Genomic DNA, 19,642 nt, shown 5'->3' on the forward strand with positions numbered 1-19,642 from the left:
ATTCACCATGACTGATGCAATGATTGGCTCGGCACCCCGCCGCATTGATGGCCAGCGTAAGGTCACCGGCAGCGCGATGTACGCGTCCGACCATCACCTGAAAAATATGGCCTACGGCTACGGCGTGTTCAGCACCGTTGCCAGCGGCAAGATCACCGAATTGAAGCTGGACGACGCGCGCAAGTCCCCCGGCGTGCTGGAAATTTTACACCACGGCAACTTCCCGTCGCTCTATCACAACTCGACGCTGCCGATGTCCTTCGCGCAGATCCTCAAGGCGGCCAAGTCAGACGAAAGCCGCCTGCCGTTCGAAGACGACACCGTGCATTACGCCGGTCAGTTCGTCGCCCTGGTGGTGGCCGACACCTTCGAGCACGCGCGGGCCGCGGCCTACAAGATCAAGGTCAGCTACAGCAAGACCGACGCAGTGGCCAATCTCGAACAGGGCCTGAAAGCCGGCGCCTTGCAGGACGGCAGCCCGAACCACACCCGGGGTGATGCCGCCGCCGCGTTCGACAGCGCGGCCCATAGCATCGACGCCACCTACTCGACGCCGGTCGAAACCCATAACCCGATGGAAATGCACGCCACCGTCGCCAGTTGGGAAGACGGGCGCCTGATCGTTTATGAAGCCACCCAGGGCGTGGTCGCTCACCGCAATTCCCTGGCGAAAATCTTCGGCCTGATCCCGGAGAAGGTCGAAGTGCGGGCGCCGTTCATTGGCTCCGGCTTCGGCAGCAAGCTGTGGATCTGGCCCCATTCAGTCGCCGCCTGCGGCGCGGCCAAGGTGCTCAATCGGCCGGTGCAACTGGTCGTGCCGCGTCAGCAGATGTTCACCACCACCGGCCACCGCCCGGAAACCCGTCAGCGCCTGCGCCTGGCGACCGACGACAAAGGCAAGCTGGTGTCGGTGCGCCACGAGTCCATCAACACCACCTCCTTCACCGACCCGTACAAGGAAAACTGCGGCACGTCGACCAAGAGCCTTTATAGCTGCGCCAATGTGCTGGTCACCCACAAGATCATCGAGGTCAATCGCGGCACGCCGACCTCCATGCGCGCGCCGGGTGCAGCGCCGGGGCTGTTCGCGCTGGAATCGGCCATGGACGAGATGGCCGATAAAGTGGGCATGGACCCCCTTGAGTTCCGCAAGCTCAACGTTTCCGAGCGCGACGAAAGCCAGAACCTGCCGTGGTCGAGCAATCATCTGCAGGAATGCATCGACAAGGCCGCCGAACGCTTTGGCTGGAGCAAACGCAACCCGACGCCGGCGTCGATGAAGGACGGCACCGAGATCATCGGCTATGGCATGGCCGCCTGTAACTGGGACGCCTATCGCACCCCGGCGGAAGCGCAAGTCGTGCTGCGCGCCGACGGCACGGCCTGGGCCATTTGCGGTGTGCAGGACATCGGCACCGGCACCTACACCATCGTTGCTCAAGTGGTCAGCAGCATCACCGGCATTCCGCTGGACAAGATCGAAGTGGAGCTGGGCAATTCGTCGTTCCCGCCGGCGCCGGTGTCCGGCGGCTCATGGGCAACGGCGAGCGTGCTGCCAGCCATCGCCGAAGCCACCCGCCAGGCCGTCGAACAGCTGAAGGCGTTCGCGACCGCGCCCAAGGGCGTGTTTGCCGGAGCCAAGCCCGAGCAAGTGAGCTTCGAGCAGGGTCAGTTGAAAAGCGGCGACAAGACCTTTGCCATTGCCGATGTGCTCAAGGCGCAGAAGCAGGGCAGCGCCTTTGGTGAAGCGAAAACCGGCATGAACGACACCAGCAAGCACTCGTTCCGCTCCTTCGGCGTGCATTTTGTCGAAGTGCGCTGGGACCCGGGCATCTCGCGGCTGCGCGTCTCGCGGGTGGTCAGTGCGATCGACGTGGGCAAGGTGATCAACCAGAAAACCGCGCTCAATCAGGTTGAAGGGGCGATCGTCATGGGCGTCGGCATGGCGCTGTTTGAGGCGACCGACTTCGACGAGCGCAACGGCATGCCGGTGAACAACAACTACGCCGAATACGTGGTGCCGGTGCACGCTGACCAGCCGGAGATCGATGTGATCCTGCTGGACTACCCGGACTTCGAGCTCAACGAATTCGGCGCACGCGGGATCGGCGAGATCGGGATCACCGGACTGGCTGCAGCGGTGGCGAATGCTGTCTCACATGCCACGGGTAAGCGGATTCGGGACCTGCCGATCACGCTGGACAAGCTGATGGAGTTGCCGCCGACGATGAGGGTCTGAGCCGGAAATTCCCGCGGGCTGAGCGCCCTCTTCCCGGCTAAAGCCGGTCCTACTCTCCGCGTGCAGTCAGTAGGACCGGCTTTAGCCGGGAAGCCTTTGATTTTGATTGATCGTTCCCACGCTCTGCGTGGGAATGCCGCACTGGACGCTCCGCGTCCCAAAGCTGACGCGGAGCGTCATGGTATGAATTCCCACGCGGAGCGTGGGAACGATCATGACCCACCGCGTGCAGTCAGTAGGACCGGCTTTAGCCGGGAAGCCATTGATTTTGATTGATCGTTCCCACGCTCTGCGTGGGAATGCCGCACTGGACGCTCCGCGTACCAAAGCTGAAGCGGAGCGTCATGGTATGAATGCCCACGCGGAGCGTGGGAACGATCATGACTCACCGCGTGCAGTCAGTAGGACCGGCTTTAGCCGGGAAGCCTTTGATTTTGATTGATCGTTCCCACGCTCTGCGTGGGAACGACCATGTTGTCAGGCGCGCAATCCTTGCGCTGCACCCAGCAGCCCTTTGAATTTCCCGTAACGCGCGCTCAGTACATCCTGCACCGCCGGCATCGGCTGATACCGCTCCTTCACCGCCATCCCCTGCCCCAACAGCTCAGCCCCCTCACCGATCGACAGCAACCCCAGTTTCGCGGCACCAATGCACGCGCTCAGTTCGCTGCCGTGCAACGTGTACACCTCGCGATCAAGAATGTTGGCCAGCAACTGCGCCCAGTATTCGCTGCGTGCCCCACCGCCCACCAGGGCGCAGGCGTTGACCGTGGCTCCTGCGGACAACGTAGCGTTCATCGCATCCAGCAGCCCGAAACCCACGCCTTCAAGCACCGCATAACCCAACATCGCCGGCGTGCTGTCGTGCCCCAGGTTCATGAATCCGCCGCGCAACAGCGGGTCGTTGTGGGGCGTGCGCTCGCCCGCCAGGTACGGGAGAAACAGCGGACTGGAAATCGCCACCGGCTGATCGACCGGCCATTGCGCGTGAACCAGATCGAGCAAGGCCTGCTCACTGGGCTGACCCAACAAACGGGTGACCCAGCGCAGACAGCTCGCCCCCGCCAGCATCGCGCCCATGGTGTACCAGCGCTGCGGCAACGCGTGGCAAAAACTGTGCACGGCGCTGGCCGGATTGCCCGCCGAATGATCGGTGATCGCGACGATCGCCGCGCTGGTGCCAAGGGTGACGAAGGCATCGCCGGCGTTGATCGCGCCGATGCCCACCGCCGAAACCGGGTTGTCACCCCCGCCTGCGGCCACGGGCAGACCCAGCGGCAAACCCAGCGCATCCGCCGCCTCGGCACTCAGCCGGGCAGACAGTTGATCGGCTTCCAGCAACCGAGGCATGTGCTCGACCGTAAGCCCGGTGGCGTGGAGCATCGGCGCGTACCACTCGCGCTTTGCCACATCCAGCCATAAGGTGCCAGCGGCGTCAGACATGTCACTGACCTGCTCGCCGGTCAGCAGCAAACGCAGGTAATCCTTCGGCGACAACACGCTGGCGATGCGCGCAAACAGCTGCGGTTCGTGCTGCTGCATCCACAACAGCTTCGGCGCAGTAAGCCCGGCCATGGCCAGGCTGCCGGTGACCTCGGCGTAATCCGGGAAATCTTGGTTCAACTGCGACGCCTGAAGCACCGCGCGGGAGTCGTCCCAAAGAATCGCCGGGTACAGCACTTGTTCTGCGGCATCCAGCAGAACCGCGCCGTGCATCTGCCCCGATAAACCGATGCAACCGACCCGCGCCCATGCCTGAGGATCGTTTGTCCGCAACTGCCCGAGCGCAGATAGGCAGGCCTGCCACCAATCGGCCGGATTCTGCTCCGACCAACCCGACTGCCGGCGGCTGACTTCCACCCGGGCACCGGCCTGGGCCAGCACTTCGCCCTCGGCGCTCAGCAAAATGGCCTTCAGCTCGGACGTGCCGAGGTCGATGCCCAGGGAAACAAACTGCTTCATTAAGGTGTCATTCCTGTCAGCGGACGCCTAAAGGCATCCGCACGAATTGCGAATGCGTAACGTCGGCGCCAGTCGCTCCGACAGTCGTTTGCCCTCGGGTTTATCGATGCGCTGCAACAGCAACTGCACCGCCCGCGCGCCCAGGGCCTGCACCGGCTGAGCGATCACGCTCAAGCGCGGCAGGAAAAAATCCGCCCAGTCGAAATCATCGAAACCCACCAGCGCCAGCTGCTGCGGCACCTCAATACTGGCGTCGCGCAGCGCGTGCATGGCGCCGATGGTCATCAGGTTATTCGCCGCCAGAATTGCCGTGGGCGGCGGGTTCAGGCGCAACAGCGCTGACGTGGCGACACGTGCCGATTCGCTGTTCGACTCGCCGTCGATCAGCAACTGCGGATCCCACGGCAGATCAGCCTCGACGAGCGCCTGCCGGTAGCCCTCAATACGCTCCTCCGTCGTGCTCAGCCCGCGATGCCCGGCAATCATGCCGATGCGCCGATGACCGTGGCCGATGAGGTGGGTCACCAACTCAGCGGTGGACTGGCGATTCTCGACGCCCACCTGATCAAAACCCTCCACCGCCATCCGGTCCACCAACACGCTGGGAATCGCGTTGCTGCGCAAGTACGCCAGCGCTGCCTGCTGCGGATCGCTGGACGGCGCAAGCAGAATGCCGTCGACGCGGCGATGGTGCAGCGCCTGCACCACCCGCAGTTCCTGGGCGGGATCGTCGTGGGTGTCGACGAACAACATCATGATGCCGTGGCGCGCGCATTCGGTTTCGATGGCGTGCACGGTCTCGCTGAAATAGTGGTTCGACAGCGCCGAAATCGCCACGCCAATGGTGTTGGTGCGCGAACGGGCCAGCGAGCGCGCCAGGGTGTTGGGGATGTAGCCCAAGTCCTGAACCGCCCGCTGCACCGCTTCCACCGTCTTGGCGCTGACCTTGCGCGTGCCGTTGAGCACGTGGGAAACGGTCGACGTCGATACCCGCGCCCGCTTCGCCACGTCTTCCATTTTGATCACTGCGCCGACTCCTTCAGGCCTGCGTCTCAGTGCTTGCTGGACCAGCCGCTGTAGGAACCGATGTTGTCGCGGGTGATCAGTTTCGGCGTGAGTTGAGTGACCGCCTCAGCCGGCTTCTTGTCGTTGAGCAAATCGTTGCCGATGACCACCGCCTGCTGCGCCATGGCCCACGGGTCCTGGCTGGCGGAGGCCTGAATCGAGGTGTCGGACTTGAGCGCTTGCTCGATGTCCGGCGCGCCGTCGACCGACGTGATGACGATGCCGCTGCGTTTCAGCTGCTTGGCGGCCAGGTCACTGCCAATGGCCTGGGGGTCGTTGATCGCGAACAGACCGTCGATTTTCGGGAAGCGCGTCAGGTAACCCTGCATCGCGTTCAGGCCGCCTTCGCGGGAGCCTTTGGCGTCCTGATCGTCGGAAAGAATCTTGATGTCCGGCGCGGCGGCGAAGGCTGATTTGCAGCCGGTGACGCGGTCGGTCACGGCGGTGACTTGCGGGCCGTTCTCGATGATCACGTTACCCTTGCCCGACAGCTTGTCGACGATGAACTGACAGGCCAGCTTGCCCGCTTCGACGTTGTCGGTCTGCACGGTGGCGTCGACACCGGCGGCGCTGACGTCCACGGCCACGACTTTGATGCCGGCGGCCTGGGCCTTCTTGATCGCCGAAGCAATGGCCTTCGGGTCCACTGCATTGATCAGGATCAGGTCAACGCCCGACGCAATGAAGTTGTCGATCTGGGAGAACTGCTTGCTCAGGTCGTAATCGGCGGAGACGGAAGTCACTTTGACGTTAGGGTTGAGCTCCATGGCCTTCGCCTTGGCGCCGTCGGCCAGGGTGACGAAATACGGGTTGCCCAGGGAACCCAGGGTGATGCCGACGGATTTCAGCTCGCGGGCTTGAACGCCCTGTGACAGCAACGCGGCCAGGCACAGGGATATGACAGCAGGGAATTTGCGTTTGAAGTTCATGGGTTCTCTCTTGTGATTATTGTCGGAGTCTTCGTTGAAACGCGTGCAGCCAGACAGCGTTGAATCAGGTTCGCGCACCGGACTGGCGATAGCGATCCAGCGCCACCGCGCCGATGATCACGATCCCCTTGATGATGTATTGCCAGATATCGGACACGCCCAGCAGCACCAGGCCGTTGGTCAGCACCGCGATGATCAGCGCGCCGATCAGGGTGCCGCCGATGGTGCCGACGCCGCCGGTGAAACTGGTGCCGCCGAGGATCACCGCCGCGATGGCGTCCAGCTCGTAGGACTGGCCCAGCTGTAGGCCGTTGGCGGCGAACAGGCGCGAGGCGCTCATCACTGCGCCGAGCCCGGCCAGCGCACCGGACACCGCGTAGACGAACAGCAACACCTTCCACACCTTGATCCCGGACAGGCGCGCCGCTTCGGGGTTGCCGCCCACCGAGTAGATCTGCACGCCCATCACCGTGCGGCGCAGGATGAACCACGAGACCACGATGACCGCCACGGCGATGATCACCAGCCACGGCACGCCGAGTACCGAATCGTTGCCGATGAAGGCGAATGGCAGGTCGGGGTTGAACACGGTTTTGTCATCGGCCAGCAAACGCGCCAGGCCGCGCATGGCGGTGAGCGCGCCGAGGGTGACGATGAACGGCGGCAGGCGCATGAAGGCAATCAGGCCACCATTGACCAGCCCCAGCAGCAGGCCGAAACCGACGCCGGCGGCGGCAATGCCGAGCATGCCGAACTGCGGCGACATCGACGCTTGCAGGGCGACCACTGCGGAGGCCGCGAGAATCGCGCCCACCGAGAGGTCGATCCCCGCCGTCAGAATCACGAAGGTCATGCCCGCAGCCAACACCACGTTGACCGAGGCCTGCTGGGTGATGATCGACAGGTTTTGCCAGCTCATGAAGGTGTCGGTCATCAGCGAAAAGCCGATCAGCAACAGAATCAGCACCGGCAGCATGCCAACGGTGCGCATCAATTCGCGCGCACGTTCACGCTTGCTGATGGCGGCAACGGTGGGCGAGTTTTCCAGGGGCAGACTCATGGCCTGGGTTCCTTTTTATTGTTGTTGAATGGGGTGGTCGAAGTATCGCGGGCGCCGTGGGCCGCGGCGGCTGCGGCGTTCTCGCTCCCCGTCGCCAGATCGATGATCCGCTCCTGGGAGATCTCCTGCCCAGACGCCCCGCCGACTTCAGCCACCAGCTCCCCTTCACGCATGATCAGCACGCGGTCGCAGGTGCCGATGATTTCCGGCAGCTCGCTGGAGATCACCACAATGCCGACGCCGGCCTTGGCCAGTTCGTTGATGATTCGGTAGATCTCGGACTTGGAGCCGATGTCCACGCCGCGGGTGGGCTCGTCGAGGATCAGCACGTGGGGCTTGACCTCCAGCAGTCGCGCCAGCAGCACCTTCTGCTGGTTGCCGCCGGACAGCGCGCCGACATTGACCTTGCCCGACGCCACGCGGATCGACAGCGAACGAATCGCCTCGATTGCCCGCTGTGCGCCACGCCCGCGATCGAGCACGCCGCCGGCATGGGCATCGGGCACGCAGGCGCAAACGTTGATGTTGTCGCGCACGCTCATGTCCAGAAACAGGCCCTGGGCCTTGCGATCTTCGGTCAGGTAAACCACCCCTGCACGGATGGCGTCGGTGGGGTTGCGCAGATCGGTGATCGCCTTGCCGGCCACTTCAAGGGTGCCGGAGATGCGCGAGTCAGCGGCAAAAATCAGACGCGCCAGTTCCGTGCGCCCTGCCCCGACGAGCCCGGCGATGCCCAGCACTTCCCCGGCATGAAGATCGAAGCTGCACGGCTTGACGCGCTTGCCGTCGGCCATGTCGCGCACGCGCATGACCACGGCGCCGGGGTCGTAGGCGGCGTGTTCTTTCTTGTAGAACCCGGACAAGTCGCGGCCGACCATCATCTTCACCAGCGCCTCGGCCGACAGCGCATCGCGCTCCAGCATGCCGACGTACTCGCCGTCGCGCAGCACCGAGACCCGGTCGGACAGCTCATAGATTTCAGCCATGCGATGGCTGATGTAAATGATCGCCAGGCCCTGGTCACGCAGCTGTTTGATCAGCGCGAACAGGCGGTCGGTCTCTCGGGAAGACAGCGGCGTGGTCGGCTCGTCCATCACCAGGATTTTCGCGTTGGCGTGCAGGGCCCGGGCGATCTCGACCAGTTGCCGCTCAGCAATCGACAGCACGCTGACCTTGGTGGACGGTTTGAAATCAGCCCCCAGGCGCACCAGCACATCAACGCAGCCGGCTTCCATCGCCTTGCGGTCGATGCTCCAGCCACGGCGCAGTTCGCGGCCCAGGTAAATGTTTTCGGCGACGCTGAGGTTCGGGCAGAGGCTCAGTTCCTGGTAGATCACCGCAATGCCGCGCGCTTTGGCGGACAACGGGTCAAACGCGCTCAGGGCCTGGCCGTCGATGCGGATCTCGCCACCGGCATCGGCCTGATAGGCGCCGGACAAAATCTTCATCAGCGTCGACTTGCCCGCGCCGTTCTCGCCCATCAGGGCATGAACTTCACCGGCGTACACCTTGAGGGCGACATTTTTCAGCACGCGCAGGCCGTTGAAGGTCTTGGAAATGGCGGACATTTCCAGCACGGGTTGAGGGGACATAGCGAGGACGGCGCTCATGGCCGGGCGGCCGATGAAGCAGCAATGACGAGCGCGGACAGCACACGCGGCAATCGAACAGACGAGCTGATCATGTGGATCTCCGAGGTTTCTTGTTTTTATGCCTGGGCCACCTCTTTGCGGGTGGCACTCGGGTGTTGCTGTGAAATATTTCGGAACAGCTGAATCCTAGAACAGCTGAATCGATTCACGCAAGCGCTTGCTTCGGTATTTACAGTTTGGAGTTTGCGGCGGAAGGTCTGGCCCCTTCCCGGCTAAAGCCGGTCCTACCCAGCGCGGCAGAGGTAAGCCCCGCCCTTGATCGTCCCCGCGCTCCGCGTGGGGATGCAGCCTGTGACGCTCCGCGTCGCCTCCCGTTCTCGAATGCGCGTCTTCTGCTGGACGCGGAGCGTCCGGGGCGGCGTTACCACGCAGAGCGTGGGAACGATCGGCACTCGGCGCGCGTGGTGTTTCAGTGGGACCGGCTTCAGCCGGGAAGAGGCCGGGGTGATCACCTTCAATTCTGCGGTGCGATGCTGAAGCCGGTCCTCCCAGGCGCTGCGGAGGTCGGGGCCGCGCTGCCACCTGCGCAAATCAATGCACGTCGCTCGTCGAGGTGAGACGTTTCAGCCTGAATTTGCGGTAGCATTGCTGGCATTTAGATGACGGCCAGAATCAGGAAGCCTTATGTCCAGAATTTCCCACTCCGCTTTGCGTCGCAAATTCCGTGAGCAGCTGGCTTCGCAGCACTGCGTCGAGACGGCTTCAGTGTTCGATCCCATGTCGGCGCGCATCGCGGCGGATCTGGGGTTTGAGGTCGGTATTCTGGGCGGCTCGGTGGCGTCGCTGCAGGTGCTGGCAGCCCCTGATTTCGCCTTGATCACCCTGAGCGAGTTCGTCGAGCAGGCCACCCGCATCGGCCGCGTCGCGCAACTGCCTTTTATCGCCGACGCCGACCATGGCTACGGCAACGCCCTGAACGTCATGCGCACCGTGGAAGAACTGGAGCGCGCCGGTGTGGCGGCGCTGACCATCGAAGACACCTTGCTGCCGGCGCAATTCGGCCGCAAATCCACGGACCTGGTCTCCATCGAAGAAGGCATCGGCAAGGTCAAGGCCGCCCTTGAAGCCCGCGTCGATCCGGAACTGACGATCGTCGCCCGGACCAACGCTGGCGTGCTGCCGGTCCAGGACATCATCGAACGTACCCTCGCCTACGAAAAGGCCGGCGCCGACGGCATCTGCATCGTTGGCATCAAGGACTTCGAGCACCTGGAGCAGATTTCGGAAAAGCTCACCGTCCCGCTGATGCTGGTGACCTACGGCAACCCCGAGCTCAATGACCGCCAGCGCCTCGCCGATCTGGGCGTGCGAGTGGTGGTCGCCGGGCACGCGGCGTACTTCGCCGCGATCAAGGCCACCTACGACAGCCTCCGCGCCCAGCGCCAGGTCACCCACAGCACCTCGAATCACAGCGCCACCGAACTGACCCACACCTACACCTTCCCGGAAAATTACGTGGCCTGGGCCAAGGATTTCATGGACGTGAAAGAGTGAGGCTGCGGCGTGGCGCATGATTGCGTCACACCGCCTGCACGCTTCATGCAGTTACCGCTGCGGTCCGCGACACCTTCCACGCCAACAGCGCGGCGACGAGCAAAAACACGCCGCTCGTGATAAACGTCGCGCTGTAGCCCATCCCGTCATACAGCAAGCCACCCGCCGTTGCGCCCAGCGTGATCGCCAGCTGGATCACCGCGACCATCAGCCCTCCTCCCGCCTCGGCGTCTTTGGGCAGCGTGCGGGTCAGCCAGGTGAACCATCCCACCGGCGCACAGGTCGAGATCAGACCCCAGGCCCCGAGCATCACAGCGGTCATGGCAAACGACTGACCGCAGGTCAGCAGCGCGATGGCAATGCCGGCCATCAGCACCGGAATGGCGATCAGTACCCGGTACAGACTTTTTGCCAATACGGCGCCAATCATCAGCGTCCCGGCCAGCCCTGAGACGCCGATGATCAGCAGCAGGATCGACAGCTTCGGCACATCGACCCTGGTCACCGATTCCAGAAACGGCCGCAGGTAGGTGAACAGCGCAAACTGACCCATGAACAGGAAGGCTACCGCCGCCATCCCGTAGACCACCTTCGCGCGGCCCAGCAGTCGAAACACGTCCATCGCCGATCCGGACGAGCGCTCACTGGGCATGCGCGGCAGCGTGAAGGCCTGCCAGCACAGCGCCAATGCAGCCAGCGGGACCACGCAGAAAAACGCGCCGCGCCAACCAATCAGCCCGCCCAGAAAACTGCCCAGAGGCGCCGCAACGGCGGTGGCCAGCGCCGTACCGCTCTGCACCATGGCGATGGCCCTGGGCACCATCGACTCGGGGGCAATGCGCATCATCACCGCCGTGCTCATCGACCATGAACCGCCGATCGCAACACCCAGCACCGCCCGACCGAACATCAGCACCGGGTAATTCGGCGCGAAGGCAACCATTGCCCCCGAAACCATCAGCAAGGCAGTCAGGGTCAGCAGCAGCGGCTTGCGATCAAGCCCACGGGTCAGCGCAGAGAGAAACAGGCTGGTGACCACCGCAAAAAATCCCGAGATTGAGATCGCCTGACCTGCCTGGCCTTCGGTCAGGCTCAAGTCGGCAGCAATGGGCGTCAGCAGACTGACCGGTAAAAACTCGGACGCGACCAGCGCGAACGCGCACAGCGACATCGCCAGCACGGCGCCCCACACACGGTGGGTTGTTTCGGTCATCGATACAGCGGGGGTGCCCATGAACATGCTCCAGCTCATTCAGCCCCGTCATGCAGCGGGGCCAGTGATCAACAAACGGCGCGCAAAACCGCGCGTGCAACAATAAGGACCGTTCCGGCAGGATCCGGCACGTGACCGGATCGAGGCGTCTTGAACAGTCTGAGAGTTACTTCAGATGGGTCTGAAAGAAAGACGTGAGCCTGTCGAAAGGAATCAGATCCACCCGGTCATACAAGTCCACGTGCCCGGCACCCGGAATAATCACCAGCTCTTTGGGCTGACCGGCCAGGCGATAAGCCTCCTCGCTGAACTCACGGGAATGGGCGTTCTCGCCGGCGATGAACAGCATTGGCCGCGGTGAAATCGTCTCGATGTCAGCGAACGGGTAGAAGTTCATGAACTTTACGTTGCTGGTCAGCGTGGGATGCGTGGTCAACTCCGGCGACTGGCCCTTCGGGGTGAACTCGCCACGTGGGGTCCGGTAGAAATCGTAAAACTCACGCTCGATCGGGTTGGAGTGTTCGGTGAGTGTGTCCACGGTGCCGCTGGTGTACTGGGTTTTGCCACCGGCAAACTCGACATCACGTTGTGCAGCGGCGGCCGCGATGGCTTCTTTGCGTTGCTCGACACTGACCGAATGCTGCAGGCCGTTGCGATTGACGCCGCCCATGTCATACATGCTCACGGTCGCGACAGCCTTCATGCGTGGGTCGATCTTCGCAGCGCTGATGGCGAAACTGCCGCTGCCGCAGATACCCAGCACGCCGATGCGGTCGCGATCGACGAAGCCCTGGCTGCCGAGGTAGTCGACAGCAGCGCTGAAGGCTTCGGCGTAGATCTCGGGGGACACCAGATTGCGCGGCCGGCCTTCGCTTTCGCCCCAGAAGGACAGGTCGATGGCCAGCGTAATGAAACCCTGCTCGGCCAGTTTCTGCGCGTACAGGTTCGAGCTCTGTTCCTTCACGGCACCCATCGGGTGACCGATGATGATCGCGGGATACTTGCGGCCACTGATCATGTCTTTGGGCACGAACAGGTTGCCCACTGTGTTCATCTGGTACTGGTTGTTGAACGTCACCTTCTGCCGGGTGACCTGTTCACTGGTGTAGAAGTTGTCAGCTCCGCTGGACATATCGGCTCCCATTGTCGCGAATGAGCTGACCAGCAAGGCCAGCCCCATCATCAGCTGTTTCATGAATGTCTCCGGCGCCAGGGCATGGCGCAAATGAAGTGTGCGATGCACATCTTCATGGCGCGGGCCGGGCAACCCGTAGAGCGATCCGGTGGTTTTCTTGCCTGATCCGATCAATCCCGAGGCGCGAGGCTGGACGGCTGTTTTGCCGGGCACGTACAGTTTCGACTTGATTCCGAGGGCCGCAGACATGCCACTGACATCCGCTTCTACACCCGCGTGCCGCGCTTCGGACACCGTGCAGCTGCGGTCGCTGACGAACATCATCGGGCACCTCACGCCGGCCTCCGGTGACTTTCCCACCGCCATCGCCGACCTCGGCCTGTTTCGCCGCGAAGCGCCCTCGCCGCCGGTCATGTGCATCCTCGCGCCGAGCATCGTGCTGGTGGTTCAGGGCGCCAAGGAAATGGTCATCGGCAGCGAGGTCTATCCCTACGACACGACGCGCTTTCTGATCACCTCGCTGGACGTGCCGGCCAATTCCGCCGTGACCCTCGCCAGCGCGGACGCGCCGTGTCTGGGACTGGTGTTCAAGCTTGACCTGCGCACCTTGACCGAGCTGATCGCCCAGGGGGATGTGCCAACACCGAAGGCGCGCACCGTGGGCAAAAGCGCGGGCATCGCCAGCCTGACCTCAGCGCTGCTCGATCCCTTGGCCCGACTGGTCGACCTGTTGCAGGAGCCCGACGCCATTCCGGTGCTCTGGCCCCTGTTGCAGCGCGAGATTCATTTCCGCCTGCTCACATGCGATCAAGCGCCGCTGCTGCGACACATTGCGTCGGTCGACAGTCAGGGTTACCGCATCGCCAAGGCCATCGACTGGCTGAAGCTCAATTACGCGACAGCCCTGCGCGTCGAAGACCTGGCCGCGCGCGTGCAGATGAGCGCGCCGAACTTTCACCTGCACTTTCGCAACCTGACGTCCATGAGCCCGCTGCAGTACCAGAAATGGCTGCGCCTGAACGAAGCCCGGCGGCTGATGCTCAACGACCATCAGGACGCCGCCAGCGCTGCGTTCAAGGTCGGCTACGAAAGTCCATCGCAGTTCAGTCGCGAGTACGGTCGTCTGTTTGGCGCACCACCGAAAAAGGACATCGCCCGGATGCGCAGCCAAGCCGTAGCGGCGTCATGATCGTCGCCGCGCCAGCCCCTCAGTCTTTTTTGACCGGCCCGGCCAGGTAGGTCTGCTCGGTCACCGGCTCCAGCCAGTCCACCGGCTTGCCGTCCAGCGCTTCGTTGACCGCGACATGTTGCATGGCGGTGGTGTCGGTCGCGCCGTGCCAGTGACGACGGCCGCAGTTACACCAGATCAGATCGCCCGGACGGATTTCGGTTTTCGGCCCGCCTTCACACTGGGTCCAGCCGACGCCATCGGTGACCAGCAGGATCTGGCCCAGCGGGTGGGTGTGCCAGTTAGTGCGCGCGCCGGGCTGGAAATTCACGATGGCCAGACCGACCCGCGCCGGTGCCGGGGCGTTGAAAATCCGGTCAATGCGCACGTCGCCGGTGAACCAGTCTGCGGGCCCCTTGATGGCTTTGGCCGAGCCGGCGCGGTGGATTTGCATGTCTTCAGCAGCGCTGTCAGTGGCGGTCATATCAGGTCTCCAGAAAGTGTGCAGCCAGCATAACAAGGGCACATTGGCGACAGTATCCGTAGAATGCTTCGATCAAAATGAAGGAGCGCTTCGCAATGGCGGATTACAAACTCGATGATCTGGCGGTGTTCGTTGCAGTGGGCCGAGAAGGCAATTTCACCCGCGCCGCCGCCGCGCTGGGCATCTCCCCCTCCGCCGTCGGCCAGACCGTGCGCCTGCTGGAAGAGCGTCTCGGCGTTCGCCTGCTCACCCGCACCACCCGCAGCGTGACCCGCACCGAAGTCGGCGAGCAGTTATTCAAGGGACTGGCGCCACTGCTCGACAGCATTGAAGAGCAGGTCAACGCCGCCATCGAGCACGGCGGCCGCCCGTCCGCCACGGTGCGCATCACCGCCGATGAATTCGCCGCGCGTTACGTGCTCTGGCCTCGCCTCAAACCATTGCTCGATCAATACCCGGACATGACCATTGAGCTGGTCACCGACTACGGCCTGACCGACATCGTTGCCCAGCGCATCGACGCCGGCGTGCGCCTGGGTGACACCCTCGCGGCGGACATGATCGCCGCGCCGATTGCCCCGCCGCTGCGGCTGATGACCGTGGCGTCCCCCGAGTACCTGGCGCGGCATTCCACGCCGCAGGTGCCGGAGGACTTGCCCCGCCATCGCTGCATCAACCTGCGCCTGCCCACCCATGGCGCGCTGTATCAATGGGAGTACGCCAAAGACGGCCGTGATATCCGCGTGCGCGTCGACGGCCCGTTGATCATGAACAGCGTGTTTCAGATTCTTCAGGGTTGCCTGGACGGCGTCGGTCTGGCGCAGCTTCCCGAGGGGCTGGTGGCCGGGCCTATCGAGCAGGGCGAACTGCTGGAAGTGCTCGCCGACTGGTGCGAGCCGTTCGAGGGCTACCACCTTTACTACCCCAGCCGGCGCCAGCACACGGCGGCGTTTCGCGTGGTGCTGGAGGCGCTGCGGATCAATCCGCTGGCGTGAAAACCCAGGTCAGAAGTCGAAGCTGAACTGGTCCTGGGAACTGAGATCGATGGTCCGCGAGATCACGAACGGCAGGATTGCGTCGGCAATCGGCTGCAGCTGTTTGCTGATGTAGTGGTCGTAATCGATGGCCGCCGTCCGCACTTCCAGCGGCTCGGGTCCGGCGACCGTGATCACGTAGCTGATCCAGCCGCCATTCTGGTACTGCAACGGCCGACCCTGCTGGCGGTTGTACTCATCGGCCAGCCGCGCGGCGCGCACATGGGGCGGCACGTTGCGTTCGTAATCGTCGAGGGCCCGGCGCAGGCGCTTGCGATAGACAAGCTGGCCGTCGAGTTCCCCGGCCAGGGTTCGGCCCACGTACTCCCGAATGTATTCCTGAAACGGCTGACGCTGGAAAATCCGCAGGTACAGCTCTTGCTGAAAAGTCCGGGCCAGCGGCGACCAGTCAGTGCGCACGACCTCCAGCCCCTTGTAGACCATTTCGTCTTTGCCATCGGCGCGGGTCACCAAACCTGCATAACGCTTCTTGCTGCCCTCCTCCGCGCCGCGAATGGTCGGCATCAGGAAGCGCTTGAAGTGGGTTTCGAATTGCAGCTCGAGCGCACTCTCCAGCCCGTATTCCTCTTTCACATGAGCGCGCCACCAGTCGTTGACCTGCTTAACCAGCGCGGTGCCGATCTGCGCGGCATCGTCCTGCTCATGGGCTTTTTTCAGCCAGACGAACGTCGAGTCGGTATCGCCGTAGATCACCTCGTAGCCTTGGGCTTCGATCAGCAGCCGGGTCTGGTGCATGATCTCGTGCCCGCGCAGGGTGATCGACGATGCCAGCCGCGTGTCGAAGAACCGGCAGCCACTGGAACCCAGCACGCCGTAAAAGGCATTCATGATGATTTTCAGCGCCTGGGACAGCGGCGCATTGCGCTCGCGCTTGGCGACTTCGCGTCCTTCGGCCACCCGCGAAACGATGGCCGGTAGACAATGCCGGGTGCGGGAAAAACGCGCGCCACGAAAGCCTTCCACCGACTCGCTGTCGTCGGGGTGCTTGAGGCCTTCGATCAAGCCCACGGGGTCAATCAGAAAGGTGCGGATGATCGACGGATACAGGCTCTTGTAATCGAGGACCAACACCGATTCGTACAGCCCTGGGCGCGAATCCATGACGAAACCGCCGGGGCTGGCTTCCGGCATGCGCTCGCCCAGGTTCGGCGCGACGAAGCCCTGACGGTGCATCAGCGGGATATACAAATGCTCGAACGCGGCCACCGAGCCGCCGCTTCGATCCACCGGCAGGCCGGTCACCGTGGCGCGTTCGAGGAGGAAGGTGAGCAGCTCGGTCTTGGCGAAAATCTGCGTGACCAGCTCGCAGTCCTTGAGGTTGTAACGCGCCAGCGCCGGCTTGTCCTCGGCGAACATGCGGTTGATCTCGTCCATGCGCTGATACGGATTGTCGATGGCCTTGCCTTCGCCCAGCAGCGTCTGCGATACGTTTTCCAGGCTGAACGAGGGAAAGCTCCAGGTCGCCGAACGCAGCGCTTCGATGCCGTCGATGATCAAGCGCCCGGCCGCCGCCGCGAAGAAGTGATTGTTGCGCGCGCCGTGTTCGCGCCAGGTCATCACCTCGCCGCCGCGCCCCAGACGCAGCGGCACATTCAAGCGCCGCGAGTGCTCATGCAGCACGCGCAGATCGAACTGCACCACGTTCCAGCCGATGATCCCGTCGGGGTCATGGCGGGCCATCCATTCGTTGAGTTTCTCCAGCAGCGCAACGCGGGTGTCGCAGTACTCAAGCTTGAAGTTCACCTGGGCGTCATCGCCATTGGCCGGGCCGAGCATGTACACCTGACGCTCGCCGCAGCCGTGCAGGCCGATGCAATACAGCTCGCCGCGCTCGGTGGTTTCGATGTCCAGCGAGACCAGTTTCAGGGTCGGTCGGTAACGTGGATCAGGCCTGAGTTGCGCGTCCAGCAACAGGCCATTGGCGTCCGGCCGCCCGCTGAACTGCACCGGCGCGGTGATGAAACGCTCCATCAGGTAGCGCTCGGGCGGACGGATATCGGCTTCGTAGACGTCGACGCTGGCCTTGCGAAGATCGCTTTCCAGGTTCATCAACTGGCGATGCTGACGCGTATACAGCCCCATCACCGGGCGATGGCGGAAATCACACAGCTCCAGTGGCTTGAGCTCGACATGGCGCTCTTTGCGCAACACGGTTTCAGCGCGCTCGCGGTGCTGTTCCGGGATAAACGCGACGGACGTCTGATACGGCAGGCGCACCTGGCGCGGCCCCTCGTCGGTGGCCAGCCAGAATTCCACTTCGGTGCCGGCGTCCGTGTCGCGCCAATGCCGGGTCAGGACGAAGCCCTGCTGTAAATCCACCGCTGCAACCTCGTCGCTTTTTATTTCAGACGAGGATTCTACGGTGAATGCGACAGGAAAGCGCGGCGGCTGCGGGAAAGCGCCATGCCCGGCCGATGACCTGTCAGCCAGCAGCGGCTCTCCCGGAAAATCCGCCCCACGGTCAGTGCCTGACGACCTATGCTGCGGGAACGATGTGGGTCCCATGGACATCACAACAACTCGACCATCATCTGAGGGATCCAGCATGCACGTTCGACGTACCGCCCTGACGACTTCCATCCTCGCCGCGCTGTTGAGTGGCGGCGCCCTTTTTGCCGGCAGCGCCTATGCCGCCGATGTCTCCCCCGAGCAGTTATTGAAGAAGGCCCAGGCCGAGCAAAAACCTTATCTGGCCACCGTCAAGCAACTGGTCGACATCGACACCGGAACGGGTCAGGCACCCGGCCTGAAAATGGTCAGTGCGGTGCTGGTCGAACGGCTAAAGGCCTTAGGCGCAACAGTCGAAACCACGCCGGCGACGCCCTCGGCGGGCGATAACATCGTCGGCACCCTCAAGGGCACGGGCAGCAAATCCTTTCTGCTGATGATTCATTACGACACGGTGTTCGGTCCGGGCACCGCCGCCAAGCGGCCTTTCCGCGTCGACGGCGACCACGCCTACGGCCCTGGCGTGGCCGACGCCAAAGGTGGCGTGGCGATGGTGCTGCATACCCTGAAGCTGCTGGAAGACCAGAAGTTCAAGGACTTTGGCACGATCACCGTGCTGTTCAACCCTGACGAGGAAACGGGGTCCGCCGGCTCGAAAACCCTCATCGCCGAGCTGGCCCGCAAGCACGACTACGTGTTCTCGTTCGAGCCACCGGACAAGGACGCCGTGACGGTCGCCACCAACGGCATCAACGGCGTGTTCGTCGATGTCAAAGGCAAATCCTCCCACGCCGGCTCCGCCCCGGAAGCCGGGCGCAATGCGGCCATGGAACTGGCCCATCAACTGGTGCAGCTCAAGGACCTGGGCGATTCGGCCAAGGGCACTACGGTGAACTGGACCCTGATCAAAGGCGGCGAGAAGCGCAACATCATCCCGTCGAGCGCCGCGGCTGAGGGCGACATGCGCTATTCAGACCTGAGCGAATCCGATCGCGTATTGGCCGACGGTCAGCGCATCGTGCAGGGCAAAATGATCGACGGCACCGACGTCACCTTCCGCCTCGACAAAGGCCGCCCCCCACTGGCAAAAAACCCCGCAACCGACGCCCTCGCCAAAACCGCCCAGGCGATCTACGCCAAAACCGGCCGCACCCTCGAACCCATCGCCATGCGCTTCGGCACCGACGCCGGCTACGCCTACGTCCCCGACAGCCAAAAACCCGCCGTCCTCGAAACCATGGGCGTCGTCGGCGCCGGCCTCCACGCCGACGACGAATACATGGACCTCACCAGCATCGCCCCAAGGCTCTACCTGACGGCGGCGATGATCATGGAATTGTCCGGGAAATAAGGCGGGGCGCTTTTTAGAGCTTGTCGATAGATCGCGACTTTGTTGCCCTTCGGGCCTTTCGCGAGCAAGCTCGCTCCCACATTTGCTTAAACGTGCCATGGCCTGATAGACCGAGTTGCCAGCTTTTGGGTTGCGTCGAAAATTGGGCGTGGCTACATAAGACGGGCTTTGATTTTCGCCTTTGATCATCATTACGACGCAAAAAGTCCAGACGACACCAATCGCGACTTTGGTGCAGGCTGAACGCAGACGACGCGGAGTGGGCCGAGCCGCATGGATGCGGCGAGAGCGCCGTCAGGACATGGATGTCCGTTCGGCGCGGGCCCACGGAGCGTCGTCGAAGTGAGGGTATTCCGACGAAGGAGGAACCCAACCATGAGCAAGCAC

14 protein-coding genes are annotated in these 19,642 nt (G+C 63.2%); 5 read left to right on the top strand and 9 right to left on the bottom strand.

What is annotated here, in order from left to right; all coding sequences use genetic code 11:
• Positions 1–7: 7 nt before the first annotated feature.
• The gene (locus tag IFT47_RS06595; RefSeq protein ID WP_192172171.1) at positions 8–2,239 is read left to right on the top strand and encodes a xanthine dehydrogenase family protein molybdopterin-binding subunit; all 2,232 of its coding nucleotides are present in this window, start codon (positions 8–10) and stop codon (positions 2,237–2,239) included.
• 477 nt (positions 2,240–2,716) lie between these two features.
• Here IFT47_RS06595 and xylB read toward each other — a convergent pair whose 3' ends face one another.
• The 5 genes from xylB to IFT47_RS06620 all read right to left on the bottom strand — a co-directional run bounded on the left by xylB (position 2,717) and on the right by IFT47_RS06620 (position 8,847).
• Positions 2,717–4,201: a xylulokinase gene (gene xylB, locus IFT47_RS06600; RefSeq protein ID WP_192172172.1), complete on the bottom strand. Its 1,485-nt coding sequence runs from the start codon at positions 4,199–4,201 to the stop codon at positions 2,717–2,719.
• Between the two features lie 27 nt (positions 4,202–4,228).
• Entirely contained in the window at positions 4,229–5,227 is a 999-nt protein-coding gene (locus tag IFT47_RS06605; protein WP_192172173.1) for a substrate-binding domain-containing protein, read from the bottom strand.
• A gap of 26 nt (positions 5,228–5,253) precedes the next feature.
• On the bottom strand, positions 5,254–6,195 hold the full coding sequence (locus IFT47_RS06610; RefSeq protein ID WP_192172174.1) for an ABC transporter substrate-binding protein: 942 nt from the start codon (positions 6,193–6,195) through the stop codon (positions 5,254–5,256).
• Positions 6,196–6,259: 64 nt separating this feature from the next.
• Positions 6,260–7,255: an ABC transporter permease subunit gene (locus tag IFT47_RS06615; protein ID WP_192172175.1), complete on the bottom strand. Its 996-nt coding sequence runs from the start codon at positions 7,253–7,255 to the stop codon at positions 6,260–6,262.
• On the bottom strand, positions 7,252–8,847 hold the full coding sequence (locus IFT47_RS06620) for a sugar ABC transporter ATP-binding protein (protein ID WP_192172176.1): 1,596 nt from the start codon (positions 8,845–8,847) through the stop codon (positions 7,252–7,254). Before IFT47_RS06620 ends, IFT47_RS06615 begins: the two co-directional genes overlap by 4 nt.
• Before the next feature lie 684 nt (positions 8,848–9,531).
• Between IFT47_RS06620 and IFT47_RS06625 the strand changes: the two genes are divergently transcribed.
• Positions 9,532–10,401, top strand: coding sequence for an isocitrate lyase/PEP mutase family protein (locus IFT47_RS06625; RefSeq protein WP_065986037.1), 870 nt, complete (start codon positions 9,532–9,534; stop codon positions 10,399–10,401).
• 43 nt (positions 10,402–10,444) lie between these two features.
• Here IFT47_RS06625 and IFT47_RS06630 read toward each other — a convergent pair whose 3' ends face one another.
• A complete protein-coding gene (locus IFT47_RS06630) occupies positions 10,445–11,635 on the bottom strand; it encodes an MFS transporter (RefSeq protein WP_192172177.1) in 1,191 nt (396 codons plus the stop codon).
• A gap of 145 nt (positions 11,636–11,780) precedes the next feature.
• Positions 11,781–12,809: an alpha/beta hydrolase gene (locus IFT47_RS06635; RefSeq protein ID WP_192172178.1), complete on the bottom strand. Its 1,029-nt coding sequence runs from the start codon at positions 12,807–12,809 to the stop codon at positions 11,781–11,783.
• A 187-nt stretch (positions 12,810–12,996) separates the two neighbouring features.
• On the opposite strand from IFT47_RS06635, the gene IFT47_RS06640 reads away from it, so the two are divergent.
• On the top strand, positions 12,997–13,938 hold the full coding sequence (locus IFT47_RS06640; protein ID WP_192172179.1) for an AraC family transcriptional regulator: 942 nt from the start codon (positions 12,997–12,999) through the stop codon (positions 13,936–13,938).
• Positions 13,939–13,957: 19 nt separating this feature from the next.
• Here IFT47_RS06640 and IFT47_RS06645 read toward each other — a convergent pair whose 3' ends face one another.
• Positions 13,958–14,401: a (R)-mandelonitrile lyase gene (locus tag IFT47_RS06645; protein ID WP_192172180.1), complete on the bottom strand. Its 444-nt coding sequence runs from the start codon at positions 14,399–14,401 to the stop codon at positions 13,958–13,960.
• A 95-nt stretch (positions 14,402–14,496) separates the two neighbouring features.
• Between IFT47_RS06645 and IFT47_RS06650 the strand changes: the two genes are divergently transcribed.
• Positions 14,497–15,396 carry a LysR family transcriptional regulator gene (locus IFT47_RS06650; protein WP_192172181.1) on the top strand — a complete coding sequence of 300 codons (900 nt, stop codon included), beginning with the start codon at positions 14,497–14,499 and terminating at the stop codon, positions 15,394–15,396.
• 9 nt (positions 15,397–15,405) lie between these two features.
• On the opposite strand, the gene IFT47_RS06655 is transcribed toward IFT47_RS06650, so the two are convergent.
• The gene (locus IFT47_RS06655; RefSeq protein WP_192172182.1) at positions 15,406–17,775 is read right to left on the bottom strand and encodes a DNA polymerase II; all 2,370 of its coding nucleotides are present in this window, start codon (positions 17,773–17,775) and stop codon (positions 15,406–15,408) included.
• Positions 17,776–18,001: 226 nt separating this feature from the next.
• Here IFT47_RS06655 and IFT47_RS06660 point away from each other — a divergent pair, with 226 nt between their 5' ends.
• Positions 18,002–19,255 carry a M20/M25/M40 family metallo-hydrolase gene (locus IFT47_RS06660; RefSeq protein WP_192172183.1) on the top strand — a complete coding sequence of 418 codons (1,254 nt, stop codon included), beginning with the start codon at positions 18,002–18,004 and terminating at the stop codon, positions 19,253–19,255.
• The last annotated feature ends 387 nt before the right edge of the window (positions 19,256–19,642 follow it).

Source organism: Pseudomonas sp. CFBP 13711, from assembly GCF_014842265.1.
GTDB lineage: Bacteria > Pseudomonadota > Gammaproteobacteria > Pseudomonadales > Pseudomonadaceae > Aquipseudomonas.

Bases quoted from the DNA above. Each gene is read 5' to 3' on its own strand.
- IFT47_RS06595 (WP_192172171.1), top strand. From the start codon at position 8: ATGACTGATGCAATGATTGGCTCGGCACCCCGCCGCATTGATGGCCAG.
- IFT47_RS06650 (WP_192172181.1), top strand. From the start codon at position 14,497: ATGGCGGATTACAAACTCGATGATCTGGCGGTGTTCGTTGCAGTGGGC.
- IFT47_RS06620 (WP_192172176.1), bottom strand. From the start codon at position 8,847: ATGTCCCCTCAACCCGTGCTGGAAATGTCCGCCATTTCCAAGACCTTC.
- IFT47_RS06615 (WP_192172175.1), bottom strand. From the start codon at position 7,255: ATGAGTCTGCCCCTGGAAAACTCGCCCACCGTTGCCGCCATCAGCAAG.
- IFT47_RS06610 (WP_192172174.1), bottom strand. From the start codon at position 6,195: ATGAACTTCAAACGCAAATTCCCTGCTGTCATATCCCTGTGCCTGGCC.
- IFT47_RS06645 (WP_192172180.1), bottom strand. From the start codon at position 14,401: ATGACCGCCACTGACAGCGCTGCTGAAGACATGCAAATCCACCGCGCC.
- IFT47_RS06660 (WP_192172183.1), top strand. From the start codon at position 18,002: ATGCACGTTCGACGTACCGCCCTGACGACTTCCATCCTCGCCGCGCTG.
- IFT47_RS06635 (WP_192172178.1), bottom strand. From the start codon at position 12,809: ATGAAACAGCTGATGATGGGGCTGGCCTTGCTGGTCAGCTCATTCGCG.
- IFT47_RS06625 (WP_065986037.1), top strand. From the start codon at position 9,532: ATGTCCAGAATTTCCCACTCCGCTTTGCGTCGCAAATTCCGTGAGCAG.
- IFT47_RS06630 (WP_192172177.1), bottom strand. From the start codon at position 11,635: ATGGGCACCCCCGCTGTATCGATGACCGAAACAACCCACCGTGTGTGG.
- xylB (WP_192172172.1), bottom strand. From the start codon at position 4,201: ATGAAGCAGTTTGTTTCCCTGGGCATCGACCTCGGCACGTCCGAGCTG.
- IFT47_RS06640 (WP_192172179.1), top strand. From the start codon at position 12,997: ATGCCACTGACATCCGCTTCTACACCCGCGTGCCGCGCTTCGGACACC.